General features: G+C 72.0%; 13 protein-coding genes and 3 pseudogenes. 12 read left to right on the forward strand and 4 right to left on the reverse strand.

Going from position 1 to position 18,118, the window contains the following annotated elements:
* Window positions 1-204: 204 nt before the first annotated feature.
* The 6 genes and pseudogenes from AB0M26_RS17655 (at window position 205) to abc-f (ending at window position 8,466) form a co-directional block, all read left to right on the forward strand.
* On the forward strand, window positions 205-996 hold the full coding sequence (locus AB0M26_RS17655) for an ABC transporter ATP-binding protein (protein WP_365261560.1): 792 nt from the start codon (window positions 205-207) through the stop codon (window positions 994-996).
* 6 nt (window positions 997-1,002) lie between these two features.
* The gene (locus tag AB0M26_RS17660) at window positions 1,003-3,573 is read left to right on the forward strand and encodes an ABC transporter permease (protein WP_365261563.1); all 2,571 of its coding nucleotides are present in this window, start codon (window positions 1,003-1,005) and stop codon (window positions 3,571-3,573) included.
* Between the two features lie 78 nt (window positions 3,574-3,651).
* Window positions 3,652-3,952, forward strand: a pseudogene (locus AB0M26_RS17665) (GNAT family N-acetyltransferase); the annotation flags it as partial.
* Between the two features lie 226 nt (window positions 3,953-4,178).
* Window positions 4,179-5,525, forward strand: coding sequence for a hemolysin family protein (locus AB0M26_RS17670; RefSeq protein WP_365261566.1), 1,347 nt, complete (start codon window positions 4,179-4,181; stop codon window positions 5,523-5,525).
* Entirely contained in the window at window positions 5,522-6,538 is a 1,017-nt protein-coding gene (locus tag AB0M26_RS17675) for a hemolysin family protein (RefSeq protein WP_365261568.1), read from the forward strand. The genes AB0M26_RS17670 and AB0M26_RS17675 overlap by 4 nt, the downstream gene beginning before the upstream one ends.
* 290 nt (window positions 6,539-6,828) lie before the next feature.
* The gene (gene abc-f / locus AB0M26_RS17680) at window positions 6,829-8,466 is read left to right on the forward strand and encodes a ribosomal protection-like ABC-F family protein (protein WP_365261571.1); all 1,638 of its coding nucleotides are present in this window, start codon (window positions 6,829-6,831) and stop codon (window positions 8,464-8,466) included.
* Window positions 8,467-8,822: 356 nt separating this feature from the next.
* Here abc-f and AB0M26_RS17685 read toward each other — a convergent pair whose 3' ends face one another.
* Complete coding sequence (locus AB0M26_RS17685) at window positions 8,823-9,278, reverse strand: ATP-binding protein (RefSeq protein WP_365261574.1); 456 nt, start codon at window positions 9,276-9,278, stop codon at window positions 8,823-8,825.
* A gap of 164 nt (window positions 9,279-9,442) precedes the next feature.
* Between AB0M26_RS17685 and AB0M26_RS17690 the strand changes: the two genes are divergently transcribed.
* From AB0M26_RS17690 to mug, 4 genes are all read left to right on the forward strand, one after another.
* Window positions 9,443-10,078, forward strand: coding sequence for a TetR/AcrR family transcriptional regulator (locus AB0M26_RS17690; protein WP_365261623.1), 636 nt, complete (start codon window positions 9,443-9,445; stop codon window positions 10,076-10,078).
* Window positions 10,079-10,271: 193 nt separating this feature from the next.
* Window positions 10,272-11,042 carry an SGNH/GDSL hydrolase family protein gene (locus AB0M26_RS17695; RefSeq protein WP_365261577.1) on the forward strand — a complete coding sequence of 257 codons (771 nt, stop codon included), beginning with the start codon at window positions 10,272-10,274 and terminating at the stop codon, window positions 11,040-11,042.
* A 175-nt stretch (window positions 11,043-11,217) separates the two neighbouring features.
* Window positions 11,218-12,651, forward strand: a complete 1,434-nt coding sequence (purB, locus tag AB0M26_RS17700) for an adenylosuccinate lyase (RefSeq protein WP_365261580.1) — start codon at window positions 11,218-11,220, stop codon at window positions 12,649-12,651.
* Window positions 12,648-13,220 (forward strand): G/U mismatch-specific DNA glycosylase, encoded by a 573-nt coding sequence (gene mug, locus AB0M26_RS17705; protein ID WP_365261626.1) that lies wholly within the window; start codon window positions 12,648-12,650, stop codon window positions 13,218-13,220. Before purB ends, mug begins: the two co-directional genes overlap by 4 nt.
* A 13-nt stretch (window positions 13,221-13,233) precedes the next feature.
* Here mug and AB0M26_RS17710 read toward each other — a convergent pair whose 3' ends face one another.
* On the reverse strand, window positions 13,234-13,698 hold the full coding sequence (locus tag AB0M26_RS17710) for a hypothetical protein (RefSeq protein WP_365261583.1): 465 nt from the start codon (window positions 13,696-13,698) through the stop codon (window positions 13,234-13,236).
* Window positions 13,699-14,009: 311 nt separating this feature from the next.
* On the opposite strand from AB0M26_RS17710, the gene AB0M26_RS17715 reads away from it, so the two are divergent.
* Window positions 14,010-15,167 carry an ROK family transcriptional regulator gene (locus tag AB0M26_RS17715; protein ID WP_365261586.1) on the forward strand — a complete coding sequence of 386 codons (1,158 nt, stop codon included), beginning with the start codon at window positions 14,010-14,012 and terminating at the stop codon, window positions 15,165-15,167.
* 529 nt (window positions 15,168-15,696) lie between these two features.
* Here AB0M26_RS17715 and AB0M26_RS17720 read toward each other — a convergent pair.
* A complete protein-coding gene (locus AB0M26_RS17720; RefSeq protein WP_365261589.1) occupies window positions 15,697-16,461 on the reverse strand; it encodes a GntR family transcriptional regulator in 765 nt (254 codons plus the stop codon).
* 283 nt (window positions 16,462-16,744) lie between these two features.
* On the opposite strand from AB0M26_RS17720, the pseudogene AB0M26_RS17725 reads away from it, so the two are divergent.
* Window positions 16,745-17,492: pseudogene (locus tag AB0M26_RS17725) on the forward strand (SDR family oxidoreductase).
* A gap of 181 nt (window positions 17,493-17,673) precedes the next feature.
* On the opposite strand, the pseudogene AB0M26_RS17730 reads toward AB0M26_RS17725, so the two are convergent.
* Window positions 17,674-18,108: pseudogene (locus AB0M26_RS17730) on the reverse strand (sigma-70 family RNA polymerase sigma factor); the annotation flags it as partial.
* Window positions 18,109-18,118: the final 10 nt, after the last annotated feature.

Raw genomic sequence — 18,118 nt, forward strand, 5'->3', positions numbered from 1 at the left:
CCGCTAGCACTCGCAAGGGCGCGCGGCGGAAACACAAGGGGGCCGGGGCTCGCGCGCCGGCACAGAACCGGGGGACGCGCCCGCGGGCGCCGTACGGACGGCCCGCGGACCGGCCGCAGACCGTACCGAGGGGGATGCCGGTCCGTGCCGCACCGCCTTACCCTCGGTCACAGACGTTCGTGAGCCCGGTCCAGGGAGGCGGCCTTGTCCACACCCGCGACACAGAATCCATTCGGCGTGGCGGAGGGGACGGACATCGCCGCCCGCGCCTCGGCACTCACCAAGGCCTACGGCTCGGGCGAGACCGCTGTCCTCGCCCTCGACGCGGTCGACGTGGCCCTGGCCCGCCGGCGCTTCACGGCCGTCATGGGCCCCTCCGGCTCCGGCAAGTCCACCCTCATGCACTGTCTCGCCGGTCTGGACACGGTCTCGGCGGGCCAGGTGTGGCTGGGCGACACGGAGATCACCGGCCTGAGCGAGCGCGAGCTGACGCGGCTGCGCCGCGACCGCGTCGGCTTCATGTTCCAGTCCTTCAACCTGCTGCCCACGCTCAACGCCGCGGAGAACATCACGCTGCCGATGGACATCGCGGGCCGCAAACCCGACCGGGAGTGGCTGGAGCGGGTCATCGACACCCTGGGCCTGCGGGACCGGCTGAATCACCGGCCCGCACAGCTCTCCGGCGGCCAGCAGCAGCGTGTGGCGTGCGCCCGCGCGCTCGCCTCCCGCCCCGAGCTGATCTTCGCCGACGAGCCGACCGGCAATCTCGACTCGCGCTCGGGCCTGGAGGTGCTGCGCTTCCTGCGCGAGGCGGTGGACGACCTGGGGCAGACAGTCGTCATGGTGACCCACGACCCGGGCGCCGCCGCCCACGCGGACCTGGTCCTTTTCCTCGCCGATGGGCGGATCGTGGACGAAATGCCGGGGCCGACAGCGGAAGCGGTGCTGGAGCGGATGAAGCGCTTCGACACGATCAGTTCCGCCGGGAAGAGCTGAGTCCGGGTGCTTCGGGCCACGCTCCGCAGCTTCCTCGCCCACAAGGGACGGCTGCTGCTGTCCGCCCTCGCCGTGGTGCTGTCGGTGGCCTTCGTCGTGGGGAGCCTGATCTTCTCCGACACGGTCAACCGGACCTTCGACCAGCTTTTCGCCTCCACCTCGTCCGATGTGACCGTGGGCCCGCCCTCGGAGTTCGACGAGGCGGGCGGGCTGTCCTCTGGCCGGGTGCAGACTCTTCCCGCCGATCTGCGCCGGCGCGTGGCCGCGGTCGAAGGGGTCGCGGACGCCCAGGTCGACGTACGGGTGGAGAACGTCACGCTCGTCGACAGGCGCAACGATCCGGTCGGTCCGACGACCGGTGCGCCCACCATCGCCACCAACTGGAACGACACGGAGCGCAGTCCGGTCGAGCTGACCAGCGGCCACCTTCCCCGCGGCCCCCACCAGGCCCTCCTCGACGCCGACACCGCCGACCGGGCGGGCGTCCGGATCGGCGACACCCTCCGCGTGGTGGCGAAGCCCGGCACGTTCCCGGTGGAGGTCGTCGGCATCATGACCTTCACCACGACCAATCCGGGGGCCGCTCTCCTCGCCCTCGACACCCCGACCGCGCAGACGAAGCTCCTCGGCAAGCCCGGAACCGCAACGGCGATCTTGACCGAGGGCGTTCCGGGGCTCAGCGACCAGGTGCTGAAACAGCGCATCGCCGACGCGCTCGGTTCCGGCTACGACCTGACCACGCGTGACGAACGGGCGGAGTCCCAGGCCGCAGAGCTGGGCGGCTTCCTGGACGTGATCAAGTACGTGATGCTGGGCTTCGCCGGCATCGCGGTCCTCGTCGGCGTCTTCCTGATCGTCAACACGTTCTCCATGCTCATCGCGCAACGCACCCGCGAACTCGGCCTGTTGCGGGCGCTGGGTGCCGACCGCCGCCAGGTACGGCGCTCCGTCCTCACCGAAGCCCTGCTGCTCGGCCTCGTCGGTTCGACGCTCGGCTTCGTCGCAGGCATCGGACTCGCCGCCGGGCTCATCTCGCTGATGTCGCTGCTGGGGATGAACCTGGACGCGGCCGAGATAGCGTTCGGGTGGGAGACACCGGTCTCCGCCTACGTGGTGGGCGTGGGCGTCACCTTCGTCGCCGCGTATCTGCCCGCGCGGCGCGCCTCCCGCGTCCCCCCCATGGCCGCGCTCGCCGACGTCGAAGTGGCGGGTGTGGGACGGCCGTTGCGGGTCCGCGCCATTGTGGGCACGGTCCTCGGGGCGGGCGGGGCGGCCGCGCTGGCGGGCTGCGCACGGGCGACGGTGACCGCGGACGCCTCGCTGCTCCTGCTGATGGGGCTCGTCCTCACGCTGGTCGCGATGGTCGTGGCGGGCCCGCTGCTCGTACGGCCGGTGATCCGGGTGCTGGGCAGCGCCTTCCCTCGGATGTTCGGCCCGGTGGGCCGGATGAGCCAGCGCAACGCGCTGCGCAACCCCCGTCGTACGGGAGCGACCGCGGCGGCCCTGATGGTCGGACTCGCCCTCGTCACCGGCCTGTCGGTGGCCGGGGAATCGATGACCAAGTCCTTCGACCAGCAGATCGACCGGCAGCTGGGCTCCGACTTCGTCGTGCAGAACCGTAACTTCAAACCCTTCCCGCAGGAGATCACGGACCGGATGCGGAGGACGGAGGGCGTCGGCACGCTCGTACGTGAGCGGTTCGCGCCGATGCGGCTGACGCTGCCCGACGGCAAGACGGTCCGGACCACCGGCGCCGGCTTCGACCCCGGCGTGGACCGGGTGGTGAACATGGAGTACGCCGCCGGGAACACCGCATCCGCGCTCGCGCCCGGCCGGATCGCCCTGCAGAAGGCGTACGCGGACGATCACCGAATCCGCATCGGCAGCAGGATCGACGCGCAGTTCGCAGACGGGCGCAAGGCGGCCCTGACCGTGGGCGCCCTCACCGACATGGAGACGGGCGAGGGATTCGGCACCCAGGGCGGCTTCTTCCTCCGCATGGCCACGCTGGAGAAGTACCTCCCGGGCGCGGAGGACGCCGCGGTGTACGCCAATGCGGCGCCCGGCACCGATCCGGCGCAGCTGCGCGACCGGCTCGAACGCGCCCTCGCGCCCTTCCCACAGGTCCAGGTGCGGGACCAGGCCGACTACAAGGACCTGGTCCGCGGCCAGATCGGCGTGCTGCTCCAGCTGGTCTACGCACTGCTGGGTCTGGCGATCGTCATCGCGGTGCTGGGGGTCGTCAACACCCTCGCGCTGTCGGTCGTCGAACGCACACGGGAGATCGGACTGCTACGGGCCATCGGCCTCTCACGCATCCAACTGCGGCGCATGATCCGGCTGGAGTCCGTGGTCATCGCGGTCTTCGGCGCGGTGCTGGGACTGGGGCTCGGCTTCGTCTGGGGGCTGGCGGTCCAGCAGGTGCTGGCCCTCGAGGCCATGAAGGCGCTGGCGGTTCCCTGGCTGACGGTGGCGGCGGTGGTGGCCGGTTCCGTCGTGGTGGGTCTTGCGGCGGCGCTGCTCCCGGCGCTGCGCGCTTCGCGGATGAACGTGCTCTTGGCGATCGCCCATGAATGAGGCCCCGGTCCATACGTGGCGACCCCATCCTCCGCACGTTCGCCTGTCAACCGGAGGACTGCTCCGATGGCGTCGGGCCGTGGCCCGGAGGCGCTCCTGCCGGCCGAACGCGCGGGCGCTCTCGCGGGCACGGGCCATCGCCGGCTTCGACGGCCGGCCCTGCCACATCCACCGGCTCGCGGTGCAACCCGGCCACCGCAGCCAGGGTGTGGCGAACGCGCTGCTGCGCGCCGCGGAGGAGCGGTTCATCCCTATCGGCGGCCGGCGGGGCGACGCGATGGTACTCGATCCGAACGAGCCGGCTCACCACGCCTGGAGCGCCGCCGGATATGCCCCGCAGCCGCAGTGGAGCCGCTGGGTCGAGCTGCTCGCCGGCTGACGCGCCTCATGGGCCGGGCGCCGGGCCTCTGGCACGCTGTCCCTCACGTCCGGCTGTCCGGCCCCGCACCGCCCCCCTTTGCCTGTCCTTTACCATGGGTGGTCCATTCCTCATGACGTGAAAGGTGTGAGCGTCCGCCGATGGGCGAGCCTCCCTGCAGTCCCCGTCGAACAGATCGTTCCGCGGTCCTTCCTCCCCTGCCGGAACATGGATGGGAGGTGTTCCGATGACCGAAGTGCTGCTGCTGGTGGTCGCCCTCCTGCTGACGCTTGCCTGCGGCGTCTTCGTGGCGGCCGAGTTCTCGCTGACCACGGTCGAGCGCAGTGTCCTGGAGAAGGCTGCAACCGACGGCGAGCGTGGCGCGGACTCGGCTCTCAAGGCCGTACGCAGCCTCACCTTCCAGCTCTCCGGGGCGCAACTCGGCATTACCGTCACCGGACTGGTCATCGGCATGCTCGCCGAACCGTCGCTCGGCAGGCTGCTCACCGGCCCGTTGAAGGCCGCAGGTCTTCCCGGCTCCGCCGCCTCCTCCGCAGCCCTGGTCCTCGGTACGGCGGTCTCCACGGTCGTCCTCATGGTCGTCGGCGAACTGGTGCCCAAGAACTGGGCGATCTCCCGCCCGCTGTCGGTGGCCCGCCATGTGGCGGGCATCCAGCGCGCGTTCAGCACCACGTTCCGTCCGCTGATCGGCCATCTGAACTCGACCGCCAACCGCCTGGTGAGCCGCATGGGGCTGGAGCCCGCCGAGGAACTGGCCTCCGCGCGCGGACCGCGGGAACTGGTCGCTCTGGCACGGCATTCGGCCAAGGAGGGCTCCCTCGAGGCGGACACCGCGGAGCTGTTCGTCCGGATGCTGAACCTCTCGGAGCTGACGGCGGAGAACGTCATGACCCCGCGGGTCCAGGTCGTCGCCCTCGACACGCGGACGACGGCGGAGGACGTCGCGAACGCGGCCCGGGCCACGGGCCTCTCCCGCTTCCCCGTCTACCGCGACAACCTCGACACCGTGATCGGCACCGCGCACATCAAGGACGTCGTGGCCATTCCGGACGACGAACGCCCCTGGCGCCCGGTCTCGGAGATCATCCGGGAGCCCGTCCTCGTCCCCGAGTCGCTGGCCGTGGACCGGCTGCTGGACCGGCTCTCCCCCAAGCACGCCATGGCCGTCGTCATCGACGAGTACGGCGGTACGGCGGGCGTGGTCACGCTCGAGGACATCGTCGAGGAGGTGGTCGGCGAGGTCCGCGACGAGCACGACCCGCTCGAAGTTCCGGACCTGGCGCCCGCGGGCATCGACGCCGCGGGGTGGGCGATGTACGACGCGGACGGCGCCATCCGTACGGACCAGATGGAGGACATCGGCCTGCATGCGCCCGAGGGGCCGTACGAGACGCTCGCCGGCCTGGTGGCGACGGAGGTCGGCCGTATCCCGGAGGAGGGGGACGTCGTGGAGGTGGACGGATGGCGGATCGAGGTCGTGGACGCGACCGGCCACCGGGCCGCGCGGGTACGGCTGCACCAACCGCCGGGCGACACGTCCGAACCGGCTCACGAGGAAGGCGCCGACCGATGATCCTGGTGCAGCTCTTCGTCGGCCTGCTGAGCCTGGTCACCAACGCCTTCTTCGTCGGCGCCGAGTTCTCGCTGATCTCCGTCCGCCGCAGCCAGGTCGAGCCGCTCGCCGACCGGGGCGACCGCCGGGCGCACAGCGCGCTGTGGGGTCTGCAGCACATCACCGTCGTGATGGCCGCGGCTCAGCTCGGCATCACACTGAGCACGCTGGTGCTCGGTGTGGTCGCGGAACCGGCGATCGCGCATCTGCTGGAGCCGCTGTTCCACGTGGCGGGTCTGCCGGTCGGGCTGATCCACCCGGTTTCGTTCGTCATCGCCATCTCGGCCGCGACCTATCTGCACATGCTCCTCGGCGAAATGGTGCCGAAGAACGTGGCGCTCGCGGAGCCCGTCCGTACGGCGTTGGTCCTGGGTCCGCCGATGGTGGCGGTGACGCGCGCGGTGCGTCCGGTGATCTTCGCCGTCAACGCCTTCGCGAACGCCCTGCTGAAGCTCCTGCGCGTGCAGCCGCGCGACGAGGTGCCCGCGACGTTCTCGGACGACGAGCTGGCCCGGATCGTGGCCGACTCCAGCCAGGCGGGACTGCTCGACGACCGGGCCACGGAGCGGCTGCGCGACGCCCTGGAGCTGGGGCGCCGCCCGGTGCGCCAGGTGGTGGTCCCCGTCGAGCGCGTGGTCACGGCCCCGGTCGCGGTGACGCCGGAGGGTCTGGAGCGGCTGTCGGCCGACTCCGGATTCTCCCGGTTCCCCGTCGTCGACGGCGACCGGATCCTGGGCTACATGCACGTCAAGGACGCACTGGACGTCCGGCCCCCGGACAAGCCGTTCCCCAGGGGTGCGCTGCGGCCGATCGCGCGGATCACGGCGTCGATGCCGCTGGACGACGCCCTGGGCGCACTGCGGAGCAGCGGCACGCACGTCGCGGTGGTGATCGGAGACGACGGGCGTCTGGACGGAATGGTCACCATGGAGGACGTACTGCGGGAACTGGTCGGCAAGGCCCCCACGGCCTGAACGCCCGGCTCGCGGGGCAGGGCCCGGGACCCTCAGGCCGTACGACCCGGGGCCCCTGGCCGTACGGCCCCCGAACCCCCAGGCCGTACGGGCCCCCGGGCCCCCGGGCCCCCGGGCCCAGCGGCACCCGGACCCCCGGGCCGAACGACCCCGGGGCCCCCGGGGCCGGTCGGCCCCCGGCACCCGGCCGTACGGAACATCGGCCGTACGGAGCCGGGCACCGGACGTTCGGACCGACATCACCGAGCATCACCGAGCATCACCGAGCATCACCGGAGGAAGGATCGCGGATGACGTCCCAGCTCGTGATCGACGCGGTCTCGGTCGGCTACCCCGGTCGGCCCGTGCTGGAGCATGTGTCACTGCGCATCCCTCCCGGCGACCACGTGGGGGTCATCGGCGACAACGGCTCGGGGAAGTCGACACTGCTGCGGCTCATCGCCGGCCGCCTGGCCCCCGACGAAGGCCGGGTCACCGTCACCGCCGACGGCGGCACCGGCTACCTCCCGCAGAGCCTCGAACTGCCCGCCCGCTCCACGGTGCGCGAGGTGATCGACGAGTCCCTCGCCGACCTGCGCGACCTGGAGCGGCGGATGCGCGAGGCGGAGGCAGCGCTCGGCAGCGCCGATGGACAGGAGGTCGCGGCGTACGGCGACCTGGTCACGGCGTACGAGGCGCGGGACGGCTATCTCGCCGAGACCCGACTGGACGCGGCCCTGCACGCCCTCGGCCTGCCAGGTCTGGACCGTGGCCGGATGCTCGGCACGCTGTCGGGCGGCGAGCAGTCCCGGCTCGCGCTGGCCTGCGTCCTGACCTCATCTCCCGAACTGCTGCTGCTGGACGAGCCGACGAACCACCTGGACGAGGAGGCCGTCGCCTGGCTGGAAGAGCGGCTGCGGGCGCACAAGGGCACGCTCGTGGCGGTCACGCACGACCGGGAGTTTCTGGACCGCGTTGCCGACACGGTGGTGGAGGTGGACGGCGACCGGCGGTCGCTCGCCCGCTACGGCGGCGGCTGGACCGGTTTCCTCCGGCAGAAGGCCGCGGAGCGGCACCGCTGGGAGCAGCGCTACCGCGAGTGGCGGGAGGAGGTCGCGCGGCAGGAGGAGCTGGCGTCGGCGGCTTCGGCACGGATGACGACGGGCTGGCGGATGAGCGAGCGGCCCGCGTGGACCAAGCATCAGCGGTCGGCGGAGGGCCAGCTCTCGGGTCGGGTACGCAATGCCCGCGAGCGGCTGAAGCGGCTGCACGCCGAGCCGGTGCCCCGCCCGCCGGACCCGCTGCACTTCACCGTGGCCATCGGCGGCGGGCAGTCGGAGAACGGTGACGGGGCGGCGGCCGAGCAGCCGGTGGCCGAACTGGTGGAGGTTGCCGTCGCCGGCCGGCTGTCGGTGGAACGGCTCGCGCTGGGCGCGGGCGAGCGCCTGCTGGTGATGGGCCCGAACGGCGCGGGCAAGACGACCCTGCTCCGTGTGCTCTCGGGTGAGCTGGCACCCGACCGGGGCGGTGTCCGGCTGCCGGAGCGGATCGGCAGGCTGCCGCAGGAGGTGCCTGCCATCGCCTCACGGCGTCCGCTGCTGGCCGCGTTCGCCGAGGGGCTGGCCGGCGATCCGGAGGAGCACGCCGACACCCTGGCCGCGCTGGGCCTCTTCCGCGAGGAGGACTTCCAGGTACCGGTCAGCGGGCTGTCGGTGGGCCAGCGGCGGCGGCTGACGCTGGCACGGCTGCTGACCCGGCCGGTGGAGATGCTGCTGCTGGACGAGCCGACGAACCACCTGTCGCTGGGGCTGGTGGAGGAGCTGGAGCAGGCACTCGCGGGGTACGCGGGGACGCTCGTGGTGGCGTCGCACGACCGCCGACTGCGGGCCCGGTTCACGGGCACGCGGCGGGAGATGGCAGAGGGGCGGCTGCTGCCCCTGGAGGTCTGACGGACCCGGGGGTGGGCCTGCGGCCCCCGGGGTGTGCGGGCCGGGGTGTGCGGGGATCGTGGAGGGCTCGGGGCCACTCGGCTGTGCGCGCCGGGGGAACGCGCTCATGGGGCCACGGTGCGCGGGGGCCGGGTGCGGCGTCGGCATGCGGCTCGCCCCGCGACGAACTCAGGGCTCGGAGCCCGAGATAAGAAGTCGGGTCCGGGGTCAGAACTTGGCTCCGAGGTCAGAACCCGGGTCCGTGGTCAGAGCTCGGGGTCCGAGGTCAGAACTCGGCTCCGAGGAGAGGCTCAGAGACCGGAGCCGGGGCTCGGGATCCGAGGTCCCAGCTCGTGGCTCAAGGGCGCGGGGCCGGGTCAGTCGAGTTCGAACCAGACCGACTTGCCGTCGGCGGTCTGCTCCACGCCCCAGTCGGTGGACATGCGGTGGACGAGCTCCAGCCCGCGGCCGCCCTCGTCGTCCGGAGCGGCCGCTCGCCGGTGCGGCAGCTCCCGGCTCCCGTCCTCGACGCGGCACCGCAGGTTCTCGTGGCGCTCGACCGTGAGCCTGAGGGGGCCGTCGGTGTGCAGAAGGGCGTTTCCCACGAGCTCGCTCACCAGCAACTCCGCGGTGTGGGCGAGATGTTCGAGCTCCCAGTCGGTGAGTACGGCGCGCAAGGCCCGCCGGGCGCTCCGGCATGCGGCTGGGTCACTGGGCAGATGCCAGGGGCCGGCCTTGCGGCCGTCCTGGCGGGGCACTCCCGCGAGGACGCTGCCCTCCGCTCTGTGCGGAGGGGCCTCCTCCGGGGCCCCGGATATGGGTGGGTGGTGCATCGCGGGTCTCCATTGCGGCCTTGGCCGGCGGCGCGGAGACGCCGGCTCCCGGTGCGACCAACGGTGAGGCGCTCCCCGTATCGGGAAAATGACACGTATCACTGTCACTGGTCTACTGCCCGGTAAACCCTAATTAGGCTTTACCGAGAAGTAAAGTGCACTACATGATCGGTAGACCGAGTGACGAGGACATGCTCGATGCTGCCTGCACGGTATTCGCCGAACTCGGCTTCCGTGCAGCCACTATGGATGACATCGCGGCAAGAGCAGGGACGACCAAGCCGACGCTCTATGCCCACTTGGGCAGCAAGGACGATCTCTATCGGAGATGCGCGGAGTGGTCCGCGGAAACGCTCGGCGCCGATCTCTCCGAGGCCTTCGCCTCAGCCGTGGAGCTCCCGTTGGAAGGCCAGATCCGTGCGGGCATGACCACCCTTTTCGGCTACGCGGCCGAGCACTCTCCGAAATTCCTGCTGCTCTTCGGAACCGACCCCGCCGGACCCGTCACCACGACCCGTGACCGACTTGCGGGCATCACCACCGAGGAAATCGCCGTACGCATTCGCGACTTCACAGAACGCCATGGGAGAGGTCGCTGGGGTGTGAGTGCCGAACTGTGCGCTTCGATGATCGTGGGACTGACGCTCGAGGGCGCGCGCTATGCACTCGCGAATGCTTCTCTCGACGCTTCGACGGCGGGAGAGTTCGCCACGGCGTTCACGGTGTCCGCTCTGCGGCACATCGATCCGGCACATGCCGAGGAAATCGACGTAGCGGCACCGGCGGCGGAATCCGGCTGATTCCGTTTACGTCATCCGACCCGGCCGTGCCGGTTCTCCGTCGATTCCTGCACCCAAGTCGGCCTCATGCGGGCCGAGTTCCGCAGGCGGCCGGCAGCCGGCCCGAAACCGTCCGCCGCGGGACGGCGGCCACGACGCGGCCAGGGGATGCGCCTGCAGTCCGCACAACCGCGCCGGATAGGATCCCCGCGCCATGGAGACGAATGCCCCATACACCAGTCTTGTCGCGGTCGGCGACTCCTTCACCGAAGGCATGTCGGACGTGCTGCCCGACGGCAGCCACCGCGGTTGGGCCGACCTCCTCGCGGGGAGGCTCGCGGCGCGCTCCCCCGGGTTCCGGTACGCCAACCTCGCGGTACGCGGCAAGCTGATCGGGCAGATCGTCGACGAGCAGGTGCACCCCGCCGCCGCGATGGGCGCGGATGTGATCACTCTGGTCGGCGGGCTCAACGACGCGCTGCGCCCCTCCTGCGACTTCGGCATGATCCGGGAACGCCTCGAGAACGCCGTCACCGAACTCGCCCCCGCCTGCCGCCGGCTCGTCCTCATGCGCAGCCCGGCGCGGCGCGGACCGGTCGGCACGCGCTTTCTGCCACGTATGCACCAGTTGTTCGGCATCCTGGAGGATCTGGCCGACCGGCACGGCACCGTGCTCGTGGACCTCTTCGGCAGCACGGCGCTCGGCGATCCCCGGATGTGGTCCGACGACCGCCTGCACCTGAACTCCGAGGGCCACCGGCGGGTGGCCGAGGCGGTGTGGCAGGGGCTGGGTCACACCCCGGAGTGGGACTGGCGTACGCCGCTGCCGCCCGCCGCCCCGGCCCCCTGGTACGTACGGCAGGCCGGGCACGCCCGTTTCGCCCGCGAGCACCTCGTGCCCTGGATCGGCAGGCGGCTGACCGGGCGCTCCTCCGGTGACGGCCGCCCGCCCAAGCGCGCGGAACTCCTGCCGTACGAGGCGTGAGCGAGGTCGCGGCGCGAGGGGAGACTCGGGGCGCCCCGCGAGCACCGCGCCTCCGGCCGTCCCGCATCCCGTACCGCGGTTGTGGGGACCTACGAACCGGCGCCCGGGCCTGCGTCGGAGCAGCGCCCCAGGCCGGGGCGCTGGCCTGCGGGAACGCCCAGTAGACTCGGGTCCCGTGACCTCCAAGCCCCGCATCCCCAATGTCCTGGCCGGCCGCTACGCTTCCGCGGACCTCGCCGTGCTGTGGTCCCCCGAGTACAAGGTGACCCTGGAGCGGCGGCTCTGGCTGGCCGTGCTCCGTGCGCAGAAGGATCTCGGCATCGAGGTCCCCGAGCAGGCGCTCGCCGACTACGAGCGCGCCCTCGACCAGGTCGACCTCGCCTCGATCGCGGAGCGCGAGAAGGTCACGCGGCACGATGTGAAGGCCCGTATCGAGGAGTTCAACGCACTGGCGGGGCACGAGCACGTACACAAGGGCATGACCTCCCGGGACCTCACCGAGAACGTCGAGCAGCTCCAGGTCCGGCTCTCCCTGGAGCACGTCCGGGACCGTACGGTGGCGGTACTGGCGCGCCTGGGCCGGCTGGCGGCCGAGCACGCCGAGCTGGTGATGGCGGGCCGCTCGCACAATGTGGCCGCGCAGGCCACCACCCTCGGGAAGCGCTTCGCGACCGCGGCGGACGAACTGCTCGTGGCGTACGGGCGTCTGGAGGAGCTGCTCGCCCGCTACCCGCTGCGCGGCATCAAGGGCCCCGTCGGCACCGCACAGGACATGCTCGACCTGCTCGGCGGCGACGTGGAGAAGCTGGCGGACCTGGAGGCCCGGATCGCCGAACACCTCGGTTTCTCGCAGGCGTTCACCTCGGTCGGCCAGGTCTATCCGAGGTCGCTGGACTACGACGTGGTCAGCGCGCTCGTGCAGCTCGCCGCCGCACCGTCCTCCCTCGCCAGGACCATCCGCCTGATGGCCGGGCACGAGCTGGTGACCGAAGGCTTCAAGCCCGGCCAGGTCGGCTCCTCCGCGATGCCGCACAAGATGAACACCCGCTCCTGCGAGCGCGTGAACGGTCTCGCGGTCATCCTCCGCGGCTACGCCTCGATGACCGGCGAACTCGCGGGCGACCAGTGGAACGAGGGCGACGTCTCCTGCTCGGTGGTGCGCCGCGTCGCCCTCCCCGACGCCTTCTTCGCCTTCGACGGCCTGCTGGAGACCTTCCTGACCGTGCTGGACGAGTTCGGTGCCTTCCCCGCGGTCATCGCCCGCGAACTCGACCGCTACCTGCCGTTCCTCGCGACGACCAAGGTTCTGATGGGCGCTGTGCGGGCCGGCGTCGGCCGGGAGATCGCACACGAGGTGATCAAGGAGCACGCCGTGGCGTCCGCACTCTCCATGCGCGAGAAGGGCGTCGACCGCAACGAGCTGCTCGACCGCCTCGCCGACGACGAGCGCATCCCGCTGGACCGGGCGCAGCTCGACGCGCTGATGGCCGACCGCCTGTCCTTCACCGGCGCCGCGGCCGGTCAGGTGGCCGCCGTCGTACGCCGTATCGAGCAGATCGCGGAGCAGCACCCGGTGGCGGCCGGATACGCACCCGGGGCGATCCTCTGACCCGGCCGACGCCCGAGGAGCTGGAGGCCGCCCGGGGCCGGACGATCGGCGACGTGCTCGCGGGCGGACTGCGGGTGCTCTTCTGCGGCATCAATCCGGGGCTGATGTCGGGCGCGACGGGTCATCACTTCGCCCGTCCCGGCAACCGGTTCTGGCCCGCGCTTCACGCCTCGGGCTTCACCCCGCGCCAACTGGCCCCCGCGGAACAGCGCGAACTGCTCACCCACCGGCTCGGCATCACCAATGTCGCTGCGCGAACGACGGCACGGGCCGGCGAACTCACCGACGAGGAACTGCGCGAGGGCGGCCGTGTCCTCCGGGAGAAGGTGGAGCGATACGAGCCGCAGTGGCTCGCGGTGGTCGGCGTGACCGCGTATCGCATCACCTTCGGCGACCGCAGGGCGCGAATCGGCCGTCAGGAAGCGGTGATCGGCGGAACGCACATCTGGGTACTGCCCAACCCCAGTGGCCTGAACGCCCATTGGACACTGTCCGCCATGGCCGAGGAGTTCGCCCGGCTCCGTGAGGCCGCCGGTCTGCCGGACGCCCGCTCCGGCCTCCCGCGCTGACCAGGGTGTCGCATCAGGGAGTCGCCCCACCATCGACGAAGGCCTCGTCCCCTATGGCGGCGACCAGTTGGACGCTCTGGGGCGACTGCGGCTCGTCCCGGCTGATGCCGAGCGCGACCCAGCGGCCGTCCACGCTCCAGGCGTGCACCTCCCCGACGAACGCACTCAGCGTGCACCACGGCTCCCGGACCGGCTCACCCATCGCCGAGCGCTCCAAGTGACCGTCCAGGCCCATGAGTTCGGGATTGCCCCACCGGTAGGTGAGCACCTGGACGAGCACCTGCAATTCGGCCTCGAACTCCTCCCGCGCGTCCCGGACGAGGGTGAAGTCGTCGTCGCCGAACCGGTCGCTGTACTCGAGTTGGGCAACGTGGAAGCCCGGCCCGCTCTCGACGCCGCGCTCGGTCCGCCGCCGCGCCGGGAAGGGAAGGGCGCGCAGGCGGTCGATGGCGCCCAGGTGAGCGGTCGTGCTGTCCATGACGTCAGTAAACCCGGCGCAGCCGACAATTGGCGAAGCGTCAGGACGAACCACACCTGACGCGGGTGTGCCGCGCCAATGGTCATGGGCGCGCTGACCAGGCGGTCCCGCACGCGATGACGCCCCCACCCGTACGCGGTGGTGCCGGTGCCCACACTCGGTGGTACCGCCGCCCGCACGCCGGTGCCGGTGCCGCCCGCAACGCCGGTACGGGCCGTCGCGGCGGTCCCCGCCGCTGTCACCGGGCGGCTCGCCGCCCCGCAGCTCAGCGGCTACGATCCGGCTCACACGGGCTGGAGGGAGGCCGGGTCTTGGCGCGGCTCACCGGCGGGGATCCGTCCCTGCTGCGACGGATCAATTCGGCGGTGGTGCTGTACGCGCTGCGGGACGCCGAAGCGGCCACGCTGACGCATCTCGTCCAGATCACCGGCCTCTCGCGGCCGACCGTCGAGGGAATCGTCGAGGGGCTGATCGAGACCGGGCTCGTGCGCGAGGCGCCCGCCGTCGAAGGCGGGACGCGGCGCCAGGGCCGCCCCGCGCGCCGCTTCCGCTTCCACTCCGAGGCCGGGCATCTCCTCGGAATCGAAATCGGGCCGCACCGGGTCGCGGCCGTGATCGCCGATCTGAGCGGGAGCGTGGCGGGATCGGCGGTGCGCGAGGTGCCGGAGGCGGCATCGGCCGACGAGCGGCTGGAGCGTGTCCGGGCGGTGGTCGCCGAACTGCTGCGGAGGACCGGCGTGGTGCGCAGCTCGCTGCGCGCCGTCGGTGTGGGCTCGCCCGGGATCGTCGAGGCGGACGGCACCGTACGGCTGTGCACGGCACTGCCGGGGTGGACCGAACTCCGGCTCGGCGAACGGCTCCAGCGCTCCTTCCGCTGCCCGGTGCTGGTGGAGAACGACGCCAACGCGGCCGCGGTCGCCGAGCACTGGAAGGGCGCGGGCGCCGCTTCCGATGACATCGTTTTCGTTCTGGCCGGACTCAGTCCCGGAGCGGGCTCGCTCATCGGCGGCCGGCTGCACCGGGGCTACGGCGGTGCGGCCGGAGAGATCGGCGCGCTGCATCTGCTGGGGCGGGAAGCGACTCCGGAGCAGGTGCTGTCGCCGACCGGCGATCCGCTGCCTCCGCTCGACGAGGCCGCCGTGACACGGGTGTTCGCGCAGGCCCGCGGCGGGGACGAGCGGGCGGTGCAGGCCGTGGACCGGTTCATCCGGCGGCTGGTGCACGACGTCGCCGCTCTTGTGCTCGCCCTCGACCCGGAGCTGGTGGTCGTGGGCGGCTGGGCGGCCGGGCTCGACGGGGTCCTCGGCCCGCTTCGGAGCGAACTCGCCCGCTACTGCCTGCGGCCGCCGCGGGTGGAGTTGTCGGTGCTGGGCGAGGCGGCCGTCTCGACGGGCGCGCTGCGCCTGGCCCTGGACCACGTCGAGGAGCAGCTCTTCGCGGTCGAGCGCACGGTGACCGCACGCGGCTGAACCCCACCCCGGATCGGCGCACCGTACGTCACCGGTTTCCGGCGGCATCCTGCCCGCCTCTTCTTCTGCCTCCGACCCGCTGCTGCCGCACGCTTCGGGGCACCTGCCCGCAGATGTCGAGACGCCGGACTCACGAGGGGCTCGTGACGCCGGGCTCGCGAGGCCGGGTCACGGGCCGGGCTCCTGACGCGGGGTCACGACGCCGGACTCACGGGGCCAGGCTCGCGAGGCCGGGTCACGGGCCGGACTCACGACGCCGGACTCACGACGCCGGACTCACGGGGCCGGGCTCGCGAGGCCGGGTCACGGGCCGGACTCACGACGCCGGACTCACGGGGCCGGGCTCGCGAGGCCGGCGTGTGACGCAAAGTCCCCGCCCGGACCGGGGCCCTGCCCTCGGTCACCGGGACACGGGGAGGGGGCCGGACGACGAAGGCTGGGCCGGATCCCGGCGCCCCATCGCAAAAGGCCCTGTCACCGCCGGACCCGGCGACGGCAGGGCCCGCCCGCGATCACGTGTCCTCCGGCCTCAGGAGGCCCGGCGATCCTCGCCGGGGTCGCCGATCTGCACCGACCCCGTCTCGCCGAACGTCAGCCGGCAGGTGTCCGCGCGGTAAGTCGCCACGCCGACCGCGACCGTACGGCCCTCCGCGAAGTAGCGTGCCGTGACGACCAGTACCGGCGCTCCCGGCAGACGGTCGAGCTGCTTGGCGTCGTCTGCCCGGGCCGATCCCAGTTCCACGGAGCGGTCCTGCCCCTCCAGCTCCAGGCGCTGCAGCTCGCGCAGTACCGCCCGCGCCCGCGCCGCAGCGCCGAGTTGGTCGATGGCCGTGAGTCCGGGTACCGATGCGGCGGGGACGTAGAACAGCTCGGCGGCGACCTGCTGTCCTTGCGTCCCGCGGGTGCGGCGAACGCTGTGGACCTGCTCCTCCGGATCGATGCCGAGCAGGCGTCCGACGGAGGCGGGGGGCGTGGTCGTCTCGCTGTCGACCGGCTGCCAGGCGTCGGTGCCCGAGCCCGGCCAGGCGTGATCCTCGGGGCCGACATTGACGCCCATACGGGGCGGGGCGACGGTGGTGCCGACGCCGCGGCGCCGCTGGAGACGGCCTTCCAGTTCCAGCTGCTCGAGCGCCTGGCGCAGGGTGGCACGCGCGACGCCGAACCGGGCCGCGAGTTCGCGCTCGTTGGGCAGGATCTCGCCCACCTCGAATTCGGAGTCCAGTGCGTCGCTGAGCACGGTCTTCAGGTGCCAGTACTTGGGCTCCGGCACTGATTCGAGCTGCGTGGTCCCCACCCTGTCCTCCGCGATCTCCGTGTCCCCGGGGCCCCCGGCCGGGGGCAGGGATATTAAAGCCCTTGTTTATTAAAGGTTCTTGCACTATCCCTGCGACCATAGGGCGGGCCCCAGCCTTGGTCAAGACCAATCCTCGGCCCGTCGTCCGGCTCCCGCGGCCCCGCCGCCCAGCGTTCACACGACGTTCTCGAACCCCGGGTCCGGTGACCACCGCGGGGCGCGGTGTACCGTCGGCGATCACCGCCGGAGCAGGTGTCACCGGCGGAACGGGAGGCGACCCACCGTGGACCGGATCACCGTGGTCACCGGCGGCAGCCGGGGGATCGGGGCAGCCGTGGCCGTACGGCTGGCCCGCGCCGGGCACCGGATCGCCATCGGCTACGAGCGGGACCTGGACTCCGCCGAGGAGACGGCCGCCGCCGTACGCGACGTGGGCTCGGACTGCGTCGTCGTCCGGGTGGACGCCGGCGCCGAGGAGCAGGTCGACGCTCTCTTCGACGAGGTGAGGAAGGCTCTCGGACAGGTCACCGCACTCGTCAACAACGCCGGGATCACCGGACCGCTCGGGCACTTCGGGGACACCTCCCCCGAGGTGATGCGCCGCGTGGTGGAGGTGAACGTGACGGGCGCCATGCTCTGCGCCCGCCGCGCCGTACGGGAGATGTCGACGCGGTACGGCGGCAGCGGTGGAGCGATCGTCAACGTCTCGTCGGCCGCGGCGACGCTGGGCAGCCCCGGCGAGTACGTGCACTACGCGGCCGCCAAGGCCGCCGTGGACGCGATGACGGTCGGCCTGGCCAAGGAACTCGGCCCGGAGGGGGTCAGGGTCAACTCCGTGCAGCCCGGCATGATCCTCACGGACATCCATGCCGCGATGGGCGATCCGGAGCGGCCGTGGCGCAACCCGGAGCGGGTGCCGATGCGCCGCCCCGGAGAGCCGGAGGAGGTCGCGGCCGCGGTTGCCTGGCTTCTCTCCCCCAGAGGCGTCGTACACGACGGGCGCGATGCTGCGCGTCTCGGGCGGTCTGTGAGTCGGGGCCGCCGTACCGGGGGCCGGCCGGTACGGGCCCGGGACAGCGCACGGGACCGCCCGCGCGGCCGGTCACGGGGTGACGGCGCCGAGCTTGTCGGGTTCCGCACGATGTAGACGCAGGCGATCCGGCCGTCTTCGGTCAGGTCCAGGGACAGAACGCTGTCCGGCTTCCCGCCGACGAGTACCCCGGCGATTTCCGCGTACGGGAAGCCGAAGGCGTCCCGGAGCACGAACACCGCGCGTTCCAGGGGCGAGAGGGACTCCAGCAGGACGAGCACGGCGAAGGACACCGACTCGGCGAGCACGGCCCGTTCGGCGGCATCGGGGACCGTAACGGCGAAGTCGGTTGCGATGGGCTCGGGCAGCCACGGGCCGACATAGGATTCGCGGCGCGACTGCAACTGCCGCAGCCGGTCGATGGCGAGGCGGGTCGTGATCCGTACGAGGAAGGCGCGTGGCTCGCGAACGGTCGCGTGGTCCGCGCCCGACCAGCGCAGCCACGCCTCCTGGACGATGTCCTCGGCGTCGGCGACGCGACCGAGCATGCGGTACGCGACGCCGGTCAGGACGGGTCGGTGCTCCTCGAAGACGTCGGTTGCACTATCGCTCGCCACGGTCTCGATC

The organism is Streptomyces sp. NPDC051776 (assembly GCF_040681345.1).
In the GTDB taxonomy this organism is placed as follows: Bacteria; Actinomycetota; Actinomycetes; order Streptomycetales; family Streptomycetaceae; genus Streptomyces.

Excerpts from the sequence above, each read along its gene's own strand:
- AB0M26_RS17670 (WP_365261566.1), top strand. The coding sequence starts at position 4,179 with ATGACCGAAGTGCTGCTGCTGGTGGTCGCCCTCCTGCTGACGCTTGCC.
- AB0M26_RS17675 (WP_365261568.1), top strand. The coding sequence starts at position 5,522 with ATGATCCTGGTGCAGCTCTTCGTCGGCCTGCTGAGCCTGGTCACCAAC.
- abc-f (WP_365261571.1), top strand. The coding sequence starts at position 6,829 with ATGACGTCCCAGCTCGTGATCGACGCGGTCTCGGTCGGCTACCCCGGT.
- AB0M26_RS17685 (WP_365261574.1), bottom strand. The coding sequence starts at position 9,278 with ATGCACCACCCACCCATATCCGGGGCCCCGGAGGAGGCCCCTCCGCAC.
- AB0M26_RS17690 (WP_365261623.1), top strand. The coding sequence starts at position 9,443 with ATGATCGGTAGACCGAGTGACGAGGACATGCTCGATGCTGCCTGCACG.
- AB0M26_RS17695 (WP_365261577.1), top strand. The coding sequence starts at position 10,272 with ATGGAGACGAATGCCCCATACACCAGTCTTGTCGCGGTCGGCGACTCC.
- AB0M26_RS17710 (WP_365261583.1), bottom strand. The coding sequence starts at position 13,698 with ATGGACAGCACGACCGCTCACCTGGGCGCCATCGACCGCCTGCGCGCC.